Origin of the sequence: Saccharopolyspora sp. NPDC050642, assembly GCF_040654735.1 — a bacterium.
Lineage (GTDB): Bacteria > Actinomycetota > Actinomycetes > Mycobacteriales > Pseudonocardiaceae > Saccharopolyspora > Saccharopolyspora elongata.
Window position 1 is genome coordinate 1 of sequence record NZ_JBFAIN010000073.1, and the last position, 18,391, is coordinate 18,391.

Annotated in this window: 2 pseudogenes; one reads left to right on the top strand and one right to left on the bottom strand. The window is 68.6% G+C overall.

What is annotated here, in order from left to right:
- Positions 1 to 16,000: pseudogene (locus AB0H93_RS43555) on the bottom strand (hypothetical protein); the annotation flags it as partial.
- 1,464 nt (positions 16,001 to 17,464) lie between these two features.
- On the opposite strand from AB0H93_RS43555, the pseudogene AB0H93_RS43560 reads away from it, so the two are divergent.
- A pseudogene (locus tag AB0H93_RS43560) lies at positions 17,465 to 18,391 on the top strand (hypothetical protein); the annotation flags it as partial.

The window sequence follows — 18,391 nt, forward strand, 5'->3', positions numbered from 1 at the left end:
ACACACCCCCCACCCACGAATCCCCCGCCTCCTCATCACCCCGCTGCAGCTTCGCCGGAGAACCCACCCGAGGACCGACCTGCTCCACAGCAGCAGGCCCCGGCGGCTTACGCCGATTCCCAGAAACCCCGCTCGCTCCCGACCGCCCACCGCTTTCCGGCTCCTGCCCTTCGCCGGATTCCGGCTGCGAGATCTGCGACGCCCCGCCCGGAACCGCCTCATGCGAAAGAGCCTTGGCGACCAGGTCCAGCAAAGTTGCGGCAATAGCCCTGGCGCGGTTGGCTTTTCGGCTCATGCCGAGCCAGTCGTCGATGTTGCCCCACGACTCGGCAGCACGAAACTCCGGCGTCTTCGCCATCACCCGCAACACCACCGGATTCAACGCCAGCGCATGCGCGACGAACGTCTCCACAACCTCCCGCTCGCGCGACTCCGGCAGACCCAAGCGCTTCCCCAACTCTGAGTCGTTCTTGAACGCCTCAAGCACCGCACGTTTGGCATTGCCCAGATACGCCACCTCAGCCGCATCACCAAGCTCCCGCGCCACCCCCTCCAACCGCTCGAACGTCAACGGCTCAACCGGCGTCCCGGCACCACCGGCAACACTCCCTGACCCCCCAGCCGCGTGCGCCAGCACCGCAAGCCACCCCGCCGGCGGAACCTTCCTCGCACCGTTGTGAACCAAGCCCGCCAGCTCCGGTGTCCCCTCGACCACCGCCTTGGCCAACGGCGTACCCGCCGCGATATGCGAGGCAATCGTCTGAACATCACTCGCGAACACCGAGGCCGACAGCAGCCCCCTCTTCTGGGCTGACCACCAAGACGGGCCGCCCTTCTCCTGTTCGCTGCGCAGCTTCTTGGCGTGCTCGAGGTCGTCCGGCTCCGACGACGACTTCAGCCTCGCCTCGATCTTCTTAAGCTCAACAATAAGGGAATCCACCCGGTCGGGCGTCAACGCCAACGGCCGCACATCCGCCTGGGACTCCGTCCGTCGAGCCGGTTGCTCGTCTCCGGGGCGTTGTGCCGCCGGGTCCAGTTGTGCTGGCGCGACGGGGGGCTGATGAGCTGCGTCGCCGGGGCCGGCGCCGCCCCTCAGCTTCTCCAGCTCCCTGCGCACCACCCACCGCGGATTCTCGGTGCGCAGAACGCGTCCGAGTTCAGCGGCGAACCGCTTCAGACGAGGCTCATTCCACCCCCGGGGGAGGTTCGCGCGCTGCTCGGCAACGAGGCGAGACACCGTGTTGAACGGGCCCCAGCCGACTTCACCGTCGAGATCGACATAACCAGGGTCAACCGGGGTGTCAAACAGGTTGGTTTCGCTGACAATTCGCTGCGCGGCCCTCAGGTCGTTGTAATCCGGCCTCAGACGCCTCAGATCCCCCGCCGCAGCGTAGATATCGGCTTCACTCGTCAACGGCTCCTGACCGGCTCCGCGGTCAACGGCAAACGGCTGATCAGACGCGGTCCTCGACTCAGCCCGGAGTGCCCCCAGCCCACGCGCGATCTCCCTGGCGATCCCGACGACGGCATCGCGGTTCAGCTCGGGGTTGCCCAGCAGCGTGCTGATCTCGCCGATAGCGGCGACGTAATGCCTACGTCGGCTCTCCTGGTCGACGTCGCTGACCTCGCTGAGCAGGCCGCGGGCGGTCTGGATCCGGTCCAGCAGGGGGCCGACATCATCCGGGCCCGGCTGGGACCTGACGAACTCACCGACCTGCTCATCAGTAACAGCGTCTTCCTCCACGCCCACCCGATCCGCAACCAGCGAACGAAGCACACGCAAGGCATGCAGCGCCGAACCCTCCCGGCCGCGTTCCAGCTCCCGTTCACCGGCGACCTCCGTTCCCTCCGGGGTGGGCGCCGGTGGTGCCGGTTCAATGGCGTCCGGGTCCGCCGCCGGGCGGCTGATGCCCGGTTTGGGTGCCGCTGGCAAGTCCAGATCCTGGCGGATGTTCCTGGCGCGATCGAGCGCCGCGCCCTCGCCCCGGGTCACCAGGTCGAAGACGATGGCGTCGTGCAGATCGTTGTGCAGGCGGGGGCCGAGGTCCCGCGCTTGCTTCGAGTAAAGGTTGATCACGCCCTGGGCGATCGCGTGGGCGCGTTCCCGCTGCGTGTGTTGGCCGACCTTGTCGCCGGGGTAGATCGCGTCGAGTAGCTTGCGCACCTGCTGCCCGCGCCAGTTGAGCTGGATGGCGTTGGTCAGCGCATCGCGCAGTTGCTGCTCGGTGAAGACGACGCCCTGGGCGAAGGTGTACGTGGCAGGCCGCAGGGCCGCCGGCAGCCCGACGAGGTAGCCGACCACCTGGTTCATGGTCACACCGGGCCCGATGTCCAGGTTGCGGCCCCTGGTCAGGTCGTCCTGAGACGCGGGCCGCGCCGGCTCGTACGGCTGGCCGAGGCCATGCATGAACGCTCCGGTTCGCCCGGGAGCACTGCCGACTACGACCCCCGCGGGCACCGCGACGGATTCCTGCTGCCACAGCTGGCCCAGGTCGGCCATGCCCAGGCGCAGTGCGAGATCACCGGTCACCATGACGATGCTGTCGTCGTGCGCGTCCACCTGCGTCACACTGCGCTGGTGGCGGGTCTTCACCGACAGGAAGTACTGCCAGCTACCGCGGAATATGTACTTCTCGTCGTTGTAGACGTTCCGCTTGCCCCAGTTCGTGGCCCCCCGATCAGACACGAAATGCGTGTCGTGCTCGGCGATCACGTTGCCCTCCGGGATTACCCGGGCATTCGGGTTGACGGCACCCTCACCCTCCGCACGGACGCCCATTCCCTCGCCGCGCAACCCCGCCGCCGCGCCCACCGCCGTGGCCTCGGCCTCGCCGAACCGTTTGCTGAGCTGGTCGATCGTGCCCAGCGTCGCGCCCGCCTCCGGCGGCACCTTCTTCAGCAGCGTGAACTCGGCAGGAATGGGCTTGGCGTGGACACCGACGTTCATCCGGCTCTTGCGGAAACCCCGTCGCACCACAACCTTCTCGGCCCCGTAGCGGTCCGTGCTGTGAGCCATGGCGTGCATACCGCCGCGTACCGTGCTGCCGCGCGAGAGCATGTCCAGCACGAACCGGCCGGCACTGCCTTCCTCGGTGTAGCGCGACTCCTTGGCCGCCGCGTTCTCCAGGTCCGTTGCCGTGACCGCGCCCGGCCGCAGCGGAGCATCGTTGACCAGGTCCGCTACGAACGCGCCCGGCGGCAGCGGAGCATTTCCCAGCTGAGCCTTCAACACCGACTCGAACGCCTTGGAGGTGTACTCACCGATGGCCAGGCTTTGGAGGCCGTCGCCGGCCGCCAAGACGGGGCTCGCCCCGTCCGGCAGCGTGGCGTGGACGGTCACCGAGGGCCCCTGTGCCGGGCGCTGCAGCGCCGGAGCGAACCCGGCTTGCGGCGAAATCAGCCCCACCTTCCCGAGCACAGTCGCCGGCACCGACACCGCGGCGCTTCCCCCTCCCTCCGGCGGCGGCGACTTCTTCTTCGCCGGACCCTGCGGCCGACCGTCCCGCAGCGGCAGCACGTCCTTGTCAACCACAAGACCCAGCGTGACCAACTTGAACAAGAAGCTGGGCTTTTCGTGCCGCGAGAACTCCAGCGTGTACTTCACCTTCAAGTCGGTGCGGGCGACGAGCTTTTGCGTGGTGCTGACGCCGCGCTCCTCCTTGGCGCTGCCGTCCAGGATGGACACCTTCGTCTTCTCGCGGACCGCCACGAGTCCGGTGCTGGCCCCGCCGAACGTGTCCGCCCCCCCGCCGGGACGCGGTTCGGCGTGCGCGCCGCCGACCTGGAGACCGCCGCCGAACACCATGGTCCTCGCCTTGGTCAGCGACGTGAGCACGATCGAGAAGGCGAGGGAGGCCATCGACGTCGGCATCACCGGGGAACGCCGCACCGGCGTCTCGTCCTCGTGGTCCGACCTTTCCGCGGAGATCCGCACGTTGACCACTTCGTGGAACCCGAACAGCCGCCGCCAGCCCTTGCTCGCCGGGTTGACGATCGACAGCACCGCGCCCTGCTCCGTCGTCCTGCCCGCCAGGGCGTCGCTCAACGTGACATGCCCGTCCGGTTCAGCCAGCACTTCCTCGATCGGCTGCAGGATCTTGTCACGGAACTCGGCATCGGTCACCTGCAGGAAATCGAGGGCCCGCTCGACCTCGGCAAGGGGCTGCCGCCCGTGTACTTCGGACGACTCCACCATCGTCCCGTTGTGCGAACGGTAGTCTTCCGGGTTCTCCGGCAGCAGGGTCTGTACCGGGGACGCCTCGATCCAACGACGAACCGACGACTCCGACACCGACTCCGACAGGTCGTGATCATCACGCAGCCGCTGCACGATCGTCGCGACCGTCACACCGGCGTCGGTCCACTCCTTGATCCGAGCCCGATGAGGCTCGAGCTCCGCCCCCGCCGTCTCCTGGGCATCCGCCTGCTCCTTCCGGTGCTTCTCCAGCTCCTTGAGCAGCTCGGGCGGCACCTCCTCGCCGTCCGCCTCGTACAAGCTGATGGCGTCCTCCAGCGGCATCACGATCACCGCGGCGTTGGGCACCACCGAGATCGCCGGACCCCCCGGCAGCCGGCTGTTGATCAACCAGTTGACCGCGCGGCTGGACGTCTCGTAGGTCGTCTTCCGGTCGACGACGAAGACCGCCGTGGGACCGGAGTACGGGAGCGCCTGCAACGGGCCCGGAGCCTTCAGCAGGGTCTTTCCGAGGTCCCTGTTGTACAGCCCCAGCAGGTTGCCCAGCACCCGCCCAGCACTGCCGGGCATAACGCTGATCAACGACAGCAGGATCCGCACGGCCAGTTGGTATCCCCGAGAACGCGACCTGACCATCAGCGGCAACTGGCTGGCATAGCGGTACAACTCAGGGGAGTTCTTGGCGCTCTGCGCGCTCAGCAGCCGGTAGTTGCCGAACTCGCTGGTGTGGACTTTCTCGGTGAGCAGCCGCGACCACAGGCCGCCGGTCGCCACCTCGGGCACCTTCTGCTTCCGGCCACTGAGCGCGAGGTCGGCGTCCACTCGATGAGCGCCGTAGCTATCGAACGTATCAACCAGTCGGCCCACCGCGTCGCCGGATCCCTTGTGCGGAGGTGCCTCGTACCGGTACTCCGTCGTCGTCCCGTCGGGCAAGACCTCGTTGAAGGCCTTCAGCCCCTCGGGACTCGACCACGTCTTGAATAGCCATGGCGGCTTGTGCTGGGGCGCATCCGGCCGTCCACCGTCGGCGGGGACCAGCGAACGAGCACCCGACAGCTCCGCGGCAGCCCGGTCGGCGGGGCTGACCCGCACCGTCTGCGGGTACGCGAAGTTCCCCACCTTCTTGGGTTCGAGCCTGCGGAAGGTGACACCGTCCGGCAGCGACCCGAGATACGTCCGCTCCTCGACCTCACTGGCGGGCAACGGCTTGGTCGCCCAGGCGAGCTTGCTCTCCGGCACCGCCAGCAGGACCGCGTTTTCGATGCGCTCGCTGAATACTCCCTGCCGCGGCGACGGCACGGCTTGCGGCTCGGGCGGAAGCTTATTGCCGGACTCGTCCTTGCGCAGCACCTTCCGGAACACCTTCGGCCTGGACAACGACCGCGAGTCCGGGGAGCCGGACGCATCGCCGGGCGCCGCACGCTCCGTCTCATGTGGATACAGCGAGTCACCAGGCGTGAGGCCCGCCAGCTGCGCGTCAGCGGCCGTCGGCGCGGCCCGGCGACCACGCACGTCCGAGCCGATCATCGTGCCGCCGGCCAGCAAACTCTGTGCCAAGTTCGGCAGCTGCCAGGAGGTGTGTACGCCCGCCACCCGCGCGTTCGCGTAGGCCTCGACGAAGTTCTCCGCGGTGTACCCACGTGCGTTCTCCGTCGCCCAGCCCTGCATGTTGGTGCGCCGCACGTTGAAACCGGCGCTGACGCCCGTGCTCGGCATGTTCCAGGAGCTCGGCTTGCCCCTCAGGAACGAGAAGAGCCCGAAGACGAACCGCAAGAACCGGTTGACAGAACTCACGCGGCCACGCAGGTTCAGGCGGTTGTCCTCCCAGGTCCTCGAGCGCTCGGAGGACGGCTGGAAACTGTTGGGCACCTCCGCCTCGATGCGCACCGCGACCCGATGTGCCCTGCCGTCGGCCTCCACCCAGGTGAACGCGAACTCACCGGCCGTCGCACTGCGCATCGCCTCGGTGGCCTTCTCCGCCGCAAGCTCGCCCCGGCCGGCGTCGGGGTGCCCGCCAAGGGCTTCCCACAGGGCGGCCTTGCCCTGTGGGCCAAGTGCAAATCCGTCGGAGACCATCTCGGCGAACTCGCGGACCTTCGGCTCGGGCACCTCCTTCACTTCTTCCGGCGCCACCAGGAAGGCGGGGGCACGGTGCTCGGGCGGAACCTCGATGTCCTTCGACTGCGTCAAATGGCGGGGAACAGGCAAGCCGGCACGGATGGCCACGTGCGCCGGCATCGCTACCCGGTGGCCACCCACCTCGTAGACCAGCCGGTCGTAGAGCGCCGCCACCTTGTTCTCCAGGTAGACCATCGAGAAGGGGCCGTTGTGGGTACCGAACCCGCCTTCCACGTTGAGCCCGCCCATTAGCCCGGTCACGAGCCCCAGCATCTCGCCGGCGGCCAAGCCGCCACCCGCGGCGAGCTCAACGCCTTCGAGCTGAGACGTGTTGAACTCGACCTTGTGCTCCTCGCGCCGAGTCCCCTCGGTCAAGCCGACAAGGCGAACCCGCTCCCCGGCGGTGATCGCCTCGGTGATCTCCTTCGGTAGCCGAATGTCGTTTTCGGCGAGGCGGTCAATGACCTCCGGCGTCAGCTCGACGGTGTCCTCATCCTCGGCTGCTTTGACCGGCATAATGTGCGCCACGCGCAGGCCCGCATCCAGGATCGCCACCGCGGGTCGCCGCCCCTCGGCGCCGGACCCGACCCGGACGGTCATCGTTGCCGCGATGGCCGGGCTGCCGCCGTCACCCTCCATGACCTGGTTGATTTCGGTGTAGTCGAGGTCATGGCGCGAGTCCACCGCCGGTCCGACCCACACCAGGGGACGGGCGAACGCGTCGGAGTTGGAGATCGGCTCGATCGTCCCCAGCGGGATCCGCAAGACCGCCCTGGCCGATGCCTCCTGAGTGTCGACGTCACGGTCCTCCGTGCCGCTCGACTCGACCACGATGGGCGCCAGCGTGGACGGCACGGCACTACCCGGCGGCCGGTGCAGCTCGACCTGCACCGGGACCAGGATCCGGTCGCCCGCGGCGGTCTGGATCGGCAGCTCCCGGTTGGTGAATGCCTCGGCGAGCTCGACCAAGCTCATCTCGCGGATCTGCGACTCGACGGCCGCATGGTCCTCTCCGCTGTACTCGGCCACCGCGTCGACCAGCGACGAGACGTCCTTAAGGCGCTCGATGGTCAGCACCGAACTCATGGCGAGCAACTGGACCTCGGCTGCCTGCTTGGCCATCGCAGCGGTGGCGGCGGCAACGGTCTGGTACCTCTCGATGGCCGCGTTCAGCGTCTCGTGCTGCTCGCGCAACTCCGAGCCGAGTTCCTTGGCCGCGTCGTGCAGGACCTCCGACTGTTTAGCCGCTTCGGCGATCCGGTTGTCCCGCTCGGTCATATCGTCGAGGTCCCGCGAGAGCAGCGACTCGGCTTCCCCTCGCTGCTCCTCGTCAAGACCAGGGGAGGCGAGCCTCTCCATAGCCTGCGCGGCTTCGTCGATCTTGGCACGGTAGGTCTGCGCGGCCTCGCGCGCGTCGGCGCCGACGCGGCTCGCCTCCTCGGCCCCCTCGCGGACCCTTTCCATCAGGTGCTCGGCCTTGCCGCGGACGGTCTCGCTCTGGTCGATGAGCTCGGCACGGGCTTCTCGCAGCTGGGCAAGCCCGGCGTCGGTCACCTGCCACGAAAGGTGGGTGGCGGACACAACGTCCGAGGCTTCCCGCACGAGTCGCTTCGCCCGCTCCACCGCCGCCGCGGACCCGGCAAGACGCTCGTCCGAGTCCTGTGTCGGCAGAGTGCCCGCAGGGGTCTGATCGATCTCACGAAGCAGGTCAGCGTGCCGGCCCCGCTCAACGTCCAGGTTGGCCGCCTCGTCGGTCAGCCGCTGCTGAGCCTGCTCCCACGCCGTCCGAGTCGCACGCGCGCTGGCTTCCGCCGTGTCTTCGGCCCTGTCGAGCGACGCGGGGTCGATTTCTCGCAGGTCAGCGTCGATCTCCGCGAACAGGTCGGCGGACCGGTCGGCCTCCGCCTTGACCTCCGCCACCCGGGCGCCGGTGACCTGCCGGCGGTGCAACGGGGTGAAGCTACGGACGAGACCGCTGTCGTTGGCGATCCACCTGGCGGCCTGCACCACGGACATGTCGTTGGCCGCCGCCTCCGTCTCCACGACAGAGGCCACCGCCTCCGGATCCAGCTTGTGCAGTTTGAGCAGGTACGGGTCGAACAATGCCTGCACCGCGGTCACGGTGCGGGCCTCGACTGCAGGCCTCTCGCCGCTGGCGTGGATTTCGTCGCTGAGCACCTGGCGGGTGAACAGACGCCGATTCGGGCCAGGCTCACCGTCAGCGGATGAGGATGGCGGCGGCGCAGCGGTCTTGAAGGACCGGATGATGTTGTCCGCCACAAACCCCGCGCTGACGTTGTTATCGGTCCTCTCGACGATGCGGTCGGCCACCCGGATCACGTCGTCCGGGTCGAGGCCCTGTTCAAGCAGCCACTCCCGATCTTCCGCGGCGATCGACGGCCGGAAGTCCGGCGGAATGTCAGCAAGCTCTGGCGCGTGCGCGAGATAGCGGGCGAAGCGTGTGCGTGTCCACGCTTCGACGCCCATCACCAGCGCCATCAGCGGCGCGTAGCTGCGCCACTCGGTCCTGGCCTGCTCAACGACCCGTGCCATGTCGTCGAGGTTGATGCCGTCCTCGCGGAGCAGCTGCATATCGACGACTCGCAACACCTCCGCGTCGGTGTCCGCACTGACCGAAGCCAGCGACGGCGCCTCCGCCAGTTGCTCGTCGAACTGCCGCCGGTTCCCCCCGCCCAACCGGAGCTCGCGGGAGATGTTCTCCGCGATGCGCCCGATGGGCACCTTGCGGCCTTCCTGCTCCCAGACCGACTGCACGACAGCGGCGACAGCGGTGAACTCGAAGTTGGCACCGAACTTGGCACCGAGCAGTTCGGCGGTTCCGACATGCCACTGGACGATCCCGATCAGCTCACGATCGAGATCGGCCTCTGACGGCGCCGCGGCGCGCACCTGCTCGAGCTTCTCCCAGGTCCATTTCTCCGTGCCGAGCGCGCGGGCGACGCGCCTGGACAACGCTTCCGGTTCGACTACAACGGCGCTGGCGTCGATGGCGTTCTGCAGCGCCGTGGCCACGTCGTCCTGCGAATACCGGTGGCGGGCCAGCAGCGCCGGGCTGTGCTGATTCGCTGCCTCCCGCACGGCCGGATCGACCGCACCACGGAGGGGCTGCTCGCGGAATGCATCGAATTTCTTGCCCGACCACGGCTCCGTCCTTGTTTCCACGGCCAGGTAGTCGGCGATTTGGTCCAGGCTGAGACGACCCTCGGCCTCGTGTTCGAGGTGATTGACCAGCCAGGCGATCTGTTCGGGGTCGTAACCGTTGCGGGCGAATTCGGCCCTGCTGAAGTACGTGACAGCCGAGTCGGGCATGACCTGCCCTCGCGGCGCGCCAGCGTCGGCGTAGAGGGCGGCGACCCTGTCCGGGCTCAGCGGCTCGATGCCGAGCAGCCGCACCAACGCGTTGGCAACCACATCCACTGGGATGGTGTTCCCGCTTCTCGCCGTGATCGCCGCAGTCACCTGCGCGATGGCCGTCTGGTTGTAGCCATGCACCTGGGTGCGCAGGTCACTGCTGTTCGTGACGACGGCCGCGAATGCGGGGGCGAACTGTTCGGGGTCGGCGCGCAGGCCGGCCGCCGCCAGCACGACATGCCGCGGCCCCCAGCGCAGAGCCGGCACGCTACCGATCTGGGCGGCCAAAGCCTCGCCCTCGCCGAGACTGGCCACGCCGGGCCCGCCCGCCTGGTGCATCCGCCACGCGAGAACGTCGCGAGCCGCCTCCACCGGTGAACTGCTGAGCTGCGGGAAGCCACTGATCTTCGGCAACGGATTGATCGACGACAACGCCAGATCCAGCGCCTGCTCACGCAGCCGCGCCACGTACTCGGGGTCGCCCAGTTCGTCCAGCGCCCTCGACGCCACGTACCCCTCGACATCGAGGCGGTCCTGCGTCCACTCAAGCGCCATGCTGCCGCGGTCCGCGGCGATCTCGTCCGCCACCTGCAACCCGGCAGCCCAACCCCCGCTGCTCGTCGCGGTGGCGATCATCGTCCTGATAGCCCTGGCCAGCTCCTCGTCACGCCGGTCGGCATCACTGATCTCACCCGTGTCGAACGCCGCGGCGATCAGCTTGTCCGCGCTACGCAACGCTTCCTCGCTCGGGGGCTGCCGGATCGCGGCCTCCGCCTTCAGCCGCTCCTCCGGCCATGCCGCCCGCAGGTCAGACTCCTGGCCGAACGAGGCCCTCACCTGCTCTGTCGTCTTGTCGCGGGTCTCTGGGTCCATCAGGTCCGCGGCAACCAGCGGAGCCAACCACTCCCGCTGCTCGTCGCTCAACAACGGGGCCGACTCGGCCAGCACCTCCATCGCCTCTGCTACCAGGTCATCCCGACCGGGTAGCTCGCGCAGCGCGACTTCTGCTGCCTCCAAATTGGTCTCGATGGCCTCCCGAAGCTCGGCCAATACGTCGTCCACCCGCAGGTCAGACTCCTGGCCGAACCAGGCGCTCACCTGCTCTGTCGTCTCGTCGCGGGTCGCTGGGTCCATCCGGTCCGCAGCAACCAGCGGAGCCAACCACTCCCGCTGCTCGTCGCTCAACAACGGGGCCGACTCGGCCAGCACCTCCATCGCCTCCGCTACCAGGTCATCCCGACCGGGTAGCTCGCGCAGCGCGACTTCCGCTGCCTCCAAGTTGGTGTTGATGTCCTCCCGAAGCTCGGCCAAGACTTCGTCCACCGTCTGCCGGACATTAGTCCGGCCCGGCGCGTTCTCTGGCGTGATGGCACCGCCACCGAGCCCAGGACGGAACCGGTGCTCAAGAGCCGATTCCGGACGCAACGTCCCCGAGATCTGGCTCAGGAGCACCGCGTTGGTCCGCTGCCGCATCGTGACGCTGTCGGCGATCAAAGCGATGGCGGCCAGAGACTCCGCGTCATAGTCGCTGAGGTCGTGGTCGTCGCCGACACCACGGATGTCGACCTCGTCAAAGATCCGTCGCGCCTCCTGCATGGCCGCCGCGTCGAACTCCATCGACGCTGCCAGCGTGGTCATGTCCTCGACGGTCTGCACCACCGCGCCCGAACTCGTGCGCATGGTGTACGAACGGCTCCCGTCACGGCTCATGCCCATGCCGGCGACGACCTTTTCGGCGTCCTGCTTGACCTGGTCCCTGTCGGCATCGATATGCAGTAGCCACACGACAGCGCTGAGCGCCTCGGGATACCGCAGAACGTCCCGCTTCAGCCCCTCGAAATTGCTTACGTCGCGCAGGATGTCGAGAGCTGCCGGTACCTCGGCATCGTCCGCGGTCGCCAGCGGTATCCGGCGCACCCGCGACGGTCGCTCAGACCCGCTCCCGGAGGGTTCTGGTTGCAGGCTCTCGCGGCCTGCCGCGGGCGGCGATTCAAGCCGGGGCCGCTTCGCCTGCGGCCCCTGCGGCTCTGCGCCCGCCTGCTCACCGGACGGCCTGGGGGAGCCGGGATCGTCAACCTCCACCGCCGGGTATTCCGAAACCTGCGCAGCCGCGACATCCGGGTCAGGTTCCGTCGTCGCGGCCGGCGGGCCGTCGTCCTGGAAAAGATGCGGATACTTCCGGCGGAGAACCCATTCCGGGCGGACCGAGCGCGTGATGCGGCTAAGCCCTTCGGCATACCGGACCAGCGCCTCAGAGTCCTCGACCAGCTTCGCTTCGGCGGCGATGAGGGTGATGGCGGACTCGGCTTCGTTGACAAAATCGAGATCGTCGGGATCACGCAGGTCGATCTCCTCGAACAGCAGCCGCGCGGACTGCGCGATGCTGCTGTCGACCTCCAGCTCGGCGGCGGCGTCGAGGATGTCCTGGATCGAACGCAGCGTCCCGCTTCCACCCGTCACGTCGAGAGGTTCGCGCGTCTCAAGGGCGGCAATGATGTCCATCGCATCGCCACGTACGACGGACTCGTCGGGCTCGTTCTTCAGCCGCCATGCGATGGCGTCCAGCGCCAACCGGTAAGCGGGAATTTCCAGGTCTGGCTCGTCGTGCTCCCTCAGCTCGTACAGGATGCCGAGAGCCACCTCGTAATCCTTGTCGTCCGGCTGCACCGGCGGTATCCGGCGCACCGGCCCCGCCGGCTCCGCCCCAGGCATCCCGAAGGATGCGGAAGTGTCGAGGGCTTCGATTACCTCCAGGGCGTCGCTGATGCTGAATTCCCCGACATCGCCGGGGAAAAGGGATGGCGCGAATGGCGGTGACGGCACCGGCGGCGGGACAGGCGTCGAACGGGCGCTGTGCCACCTCTCCCGCAGTCGTCCCAGGGCGCCTTCGATGGCCTGCTCTCCGGACTGCCCGGCGTATCGCGCGGCAGGAGTCACGGCCGGTGGCGCGGCCTGCGCCGCACTGGGTGGCGCTTCCCGTCCGGTGGTGGAGGTCTCGTCCGATGGCAGGCGCTTCGCCTCGTTCAGCACGTCAGTCAGAAACGCGCCGGGCACCAAGCTGTCGGGTCGCATGTGCGGGTGCGCCAAGGCTCGACGCAGTTCCCGTTCGCTCACCTCGTACAGCCGGCCCCGGTTCGTGTCCGGCCATGACAACGGCGCGGCCGTCGGCCGCGCGGTACCGAGCTGACGTCCGATCGCCTGCGAGCTGTTGCGGATGTCCCGGATGCTGGCCGCGTCGATACCGAGCTCGATGAGGTGTTGAGCAGCAAGGTGGACCAGCGGGGCTTTCAGGTGCAGGTTCGGCGGCTTGTTCTTGAGCTGCTCATCCAGCTTCACCGAGCGGAGCTCTGGTGGCAGGTCCAGGCCATTGCGGTGGATATCGGGCCTCTTGTACGCCCCAGTGAAATGGTGGACGTTGTCGACGATCTCCTCCGCCAGCTGCATCAGATCCTGCGCCAGCGGGGCCGAGATCTGGCGCAGGGCGCGCACCGGCATCGCAGCGGCCTTGCCCACGCTGACGACCCGCTGCGGGGTCCACGCCGGCGACGGCATCGCCCTCGACTTCGCCCCGGACGCGGCCCCGTCGCGCTGCTGCCGGCCGATTCCCAGGTCGTCGGCCCACCGCTGGACCACCTCAGACGGTTTCCGCGCCGGATCCTTGCGCACCTCGTTGGCCGCGACGAACGTGAGGTCGTTGCCCGTGATTCCCTGCTCGAGCGCGCTGGGCCCGTCGACCTCCTGCCGGACCGCTTTCCGCACCTCCCGCCAGGTGTCCCAGGTCAGGCCCGAGCGTGCCTGTCGCAGGAGCTCCTCGTCGAAACGCCGCCGAGCGGGCTCGGTGAACGAGCCGGGCGGGAAGACCGATCCGTCAGACCGCTTGCCGACCACCAAGATCCTGCGCAGATTACCCAGTATGGCGGGATCGACCGGGACCGGGTTTCCGTCGGCCAGCCACACCGCCACGTTATTGGCACCGCCCGGTTGGCGCTCAACGATGTAGGCCTCACGCGATTCGCCGTCCAGCACGATCGCGGTCGCGGCGCCGCCTTCGTCCGCACGCACCGCTTCGATCACGCCGTTCAGCGTCCCGCCCATGACGACCGGCGCGGTCCACATGCTCTGGCCAAGCTGAGGCGGCTCACCGCCAGGCTCGGCTCGCTTCTTGCCGATCCGCGCCTGCCGGATCTCGTCCTCCCGCACCAAAGCGAGTTCGGCCGCGCCGGACTTCACGAACCGGCGAGCGTCGCCGTACCTGAACAGGCCAAAATGTGCAGGCTTCGGCAGCTCGCTCCGCAGCTCCTCGAACCTCGCCGCCCGATCCTCACTCACCGTGGCGACAGCCTGATCGCCAAGAAGCGCCGAACCGTCCGCGTCCATCGCGATGGCGTAGACAAACTTGTCGGCGCCAATGCGAGCATCGCTGCCGGTCATATCGTCCGACATGCCGTTGTGGTGCCGCAAGACGGCTACGTCGCTGTCATCCACGCGCATGGTGAAAGCCTGGTGCCCGGCAGGGTCTACCAGCACCGCGGTCGCACCCTGACCCCGCAACCTGAGCAGGTCTCGGACCTGGGAGAAAGCACCCGGCCCGCGGCCGATCGAAATGGGCGTCAGCGTCCATCGCTTGGCCGCGTCAGCTGGCAGGTTCCCGACGGCCGCCTGCACATCCTCCATCATCGTCAGGCTCAATGTCGCCAGCGGGTCCGCGTCTACGGTCGGCGGTATATTCGCGTATTCCTCGGCGAGCTGGGAAATCTGCTGGTCCCTCAATGCGACCTGAGGGCCGAAGAGCAGCCTGCCGTCAGGCATGTAGGCCACCCCGAACAGCCGCCCGGCACCATCCAGATCGCCAGGTCGCGCCGCCTGGCCGTCGTGCATGCCGAAAATATGGACGTCGTTGCCACGCCGCACCAGGACGAACCCCTTGCGTGTGTTCGGCGCGAACACCAGCGCCCGCACACCGTCGAGGTTTGACCCGTATAGCAACTGTCCGACCCGTCTCATCGCCACCAGGCCGTCACCCAGATAAGCGAGCGGGTAATTGGGCATGCCTGGCCCGCCGGCCCGATCGTTGCGCTCCGGTCCCAACGCCTTTGCCTGGAGGACCAGCGCCTTGTCGAACCCGTCGAACATGTCGCGGAATCCAGCCAGCGTGTAATCCAGCGCCACGTCGGAGCGTGGTTGGTCGTCGGGGGACGAACCACGCACATGTGAGGACGGCCAGGATGCCGTGATCGCGTCGAACAGTCGTTGGTCTTCCGCCGCCAGCGACGGCCCGGCGCCTGCCTCTGGCGGCGCGCCACCGGGGAGATTGTTCTGCTCTGCCCGCGCGCGGAGTCCGTCCGCGACCCACCGGGTACGGGTGTCGAGTCCGGCGCTGTGCACCTCGGCGAGCAGGATTCGGTCCACCAGGCCACGAACATATTCGCCGAGCCGGCCGACGGCGTCCATGTCGAGGATGCGCTGCCGTTCCAGGTATCCCGCCAGCCGCGCTTTCTTGTCGTCCGAATGCGACTCCACCGTCGGCGTATCCGCCACCGCCGTAGCCAACGTCTCGATGAAGGTTTCGACCTGCGGGTCGGCGCCCCCGGACCACAAGGCGTCGACGGAACCGCCCATGCCGAGCATGGGATCGACGAATTCGAGGGGAATCTCCCGTACCTGGCCCGTGTCGTTGTCCTCGATCTCCGCGAGGGAGGTCGTATCGGTTCGGTCGGACCCATCGGAGACGGCCGAGACGATCGAAGCCGCATCGGACTCCTCGGCGAGCAGGGCCCGCTCGTCGGAGTCCAGGTCATCGGGATCGTCCGGGCGGGTCTTCTCGTGAAGGACCTCCGCCGCGGATTTCTCGTCAAGGACCTCCGCCGCAGTCTTCTCGTCGAGGTTCGCCGCCGCGGTCTTCTCCTCGACGTTCTCCGCCGCGGTCTTCTCGCCGCGGGTCGCCGGCAGACCCCGCCCCTTCGAGAGACCGAACCAGTCCCGCGGGTTCCACGAACCCGGATCCGGCTGCACCCCCAGCAGTTCGGCCACCACCGACGCGATCTCGCGCGCCCGGTCACCTTGCCGGGGCTGGCGAAGCAGCAACTCATACAAACCCAGCAGCGTTTCCGGCCCATATTCGCCCGTCAACGCCAACTGATTAACCCGGCCACCCAGGATCGTGTTCAGCCACATGAACGACGTGATCCCGGCGTTGGCGATCCGCAGATCCTTCTTCGGCTTAGCCGCATACGCCCGCAACTTCGCCGGCAACGCCTCCGGATCCCCCAACAACCCCGCATACATCCGCAAATCCGGATCAGCAGCAACCGACATCGCCAACACATCACGCCGCGACCCCGGCCGCGAACCCGACCCAGACCCCACACCCGGACCCGACCCGCGACCGCCACCAACCTTCTCCACCACCGACGACGACTCCACCGCCGACGACGACTCCACCGCCCGCGACGAGTCAGCACCGTCACCGACACCCGCGGCCGCCGTCACCTCCCGCGCCCCACCAGAATGGGAACCATCATCGACCCGGCCCGGCATCCCCGGACGCACCGTCCCAGCGGTCAGCGGCGGCTTCCCATCCGGCACACCGCGGCCCGACGACCCCGACCCCGCCGCCAACACACCCGGCCCACCAGCCGTACCCGACCCGCCACTGGTCCCAGCCGACCCGGCGGACGTCCCACCAGGCGTGCCCGCGCCCGCCCCCACCGGCGCAGAACCCGAGACTGCCCCCGCCGAAGTGCCCCCAGCCGTAGCGGCCGTAACGGCCCCGGGGGCACCCGAGGTAGCAGCCGCAGGAGCCTGCGACACCGGGGCGGTCGCCGGCGCCTGACCGGAACCTTGCCCCGTCCCCGAAACAGAACCCGAGCCGGTGCCGGCGGCCGCAGCCGGCGCCTGGATCGGTGTCGAGGTCGCGGCGTCGCGGCCACCATCAGTGCCGGAATCGACCGCGGCATGGGAAACGACCGGAGCATCAACCGACACCAGCGCGCCGGTGTCCTTGGCGACCGGGACACCAGAACCAGAAGGTGTCCGCGCCGACGTCGACTCGCCACCAGACTCACCAGCCGACTCCCGACCACCGCCAGGCGTACCGGTCGACTCGTCGACCCGTTCGCCGCTGGGCTTATCACCGCGTTCACTGTCAGGCACGCTGGTCGACCCATCGACCCGCTCGGCGCCAGGCACGCTGGTCGACTCACCACCGCGTTCGCGGCTACCACCAGACTCGCCGGTGAACTCGCGATTACCGCCAGACTCGCCGCCGCTCTCGCCTCTAGGCTCATCGCCGCGCTCGCCGCCGGGCACGCTGGTCGACCCACCGACCCGCTCGCCGCCAGGCTCACCGGTGAACCCGCGATCACCAGACTCACCAGCCGACTCCCGACCACCGCCAGGCGTGCCGGTCGACTCACCGACCCGCGCACCGCCAGACACATCACCGCGTTCGCCGCTGGGCACGCTGGTGGATTCGGACCCGGGCTCCCGCGCACCATCGGACTGACCCGCGGACCGACCGGCGGATTCGGACCCGGGTTCCCGCACGCCATCGGGTTGACCGGTGGGCTCGGAGCTCGGGTTGGCCTGATTGTGGGCGACAACCTCATCGGCGTTGGGTGCCGGCCCGGAACCTGCCCCGTGGGACTCGGACTGCGCGGAACCACCCAACCCGAACCCCTCGCTCCCGGGGGTACGGGCGGAATGCGTGACGACCTCGCCCGGGCTGCGCTCACCGGTGGCGCCTGACTGCGGGACATCCGGCCCCGACGGGACCTGCCGATGACCTCCCGGCACCCGCTGCTGCCCACCACCGGATTCTTCCCGGACGACCTCAGACCGGCCCGGATCACCCGGCATGGCCGGGACCTGGGCATCCGGCATGGCCGGGCCCGGGTCACCCGGCTGCCCCGGCCGCGACGCAACAACACCCAGCGGATCCACAATGGACTTGGTGCCCGACCCGCCCCCGGCACCGACCCGCTCACCCGGCACACCCCGGCCACCAGAGGTTTCCCCACCCCCAGACACAGCACCAGAACCCCCGGCAACACTGATGTGCCGGGGCTCGCCCACCGAGGCGGGGCTGTGCTCGTCGCCGGGTTGGTGCTGGCCCTTGCCCGGCAGCACGGCATCCCGACCACCACCAGAACCGCCCTGACCGGAGGAGTGGGCGGAAATAGCCGGTGGGACGGCAGTTCCGCCGGTGAACGCCCCCAGCCCCGGCCCACCATCGCCGCTGCCACCGCCGGACTCACTGCTGGCGTCGGACTCGCTGCTGGCGTCGTCCGCGTCGGTGTCGCTGCCGTAGCCGGACTCACTGCCCGCGTCGTCCGCATCGGTGTCGCTGCCGTAGCCGGACTCACTGCCCGCGTCGTCCGCATCGGTGTCGCCGCCGTAGCCGGACTCGCTGCCCGCGTCGTCCGCATCGGTGTCGCCGCCGTAGCCGGACTCACCGCTACCGCCGCCGGACTCACCGCTGCTGCCGCCGGACTCGCTGCTGGCGCCGCCGAACTCACTGCCCGCGTCGTCCGCGTCCGCGTCCGCGTCCTCGTCGCTGCCGTAACCGCTATCAGCATCCTCATCGCCCGGGACATGCTTGTTGGCTTCCTGTTCCAACACCAGCCCGCTCAGACCCGCCCCCGCCTTCTCCCCCGCGATCTCAGCCACCCCCGAAGCCGCACCCGCGGTAAACGCCGCCGGATTGAA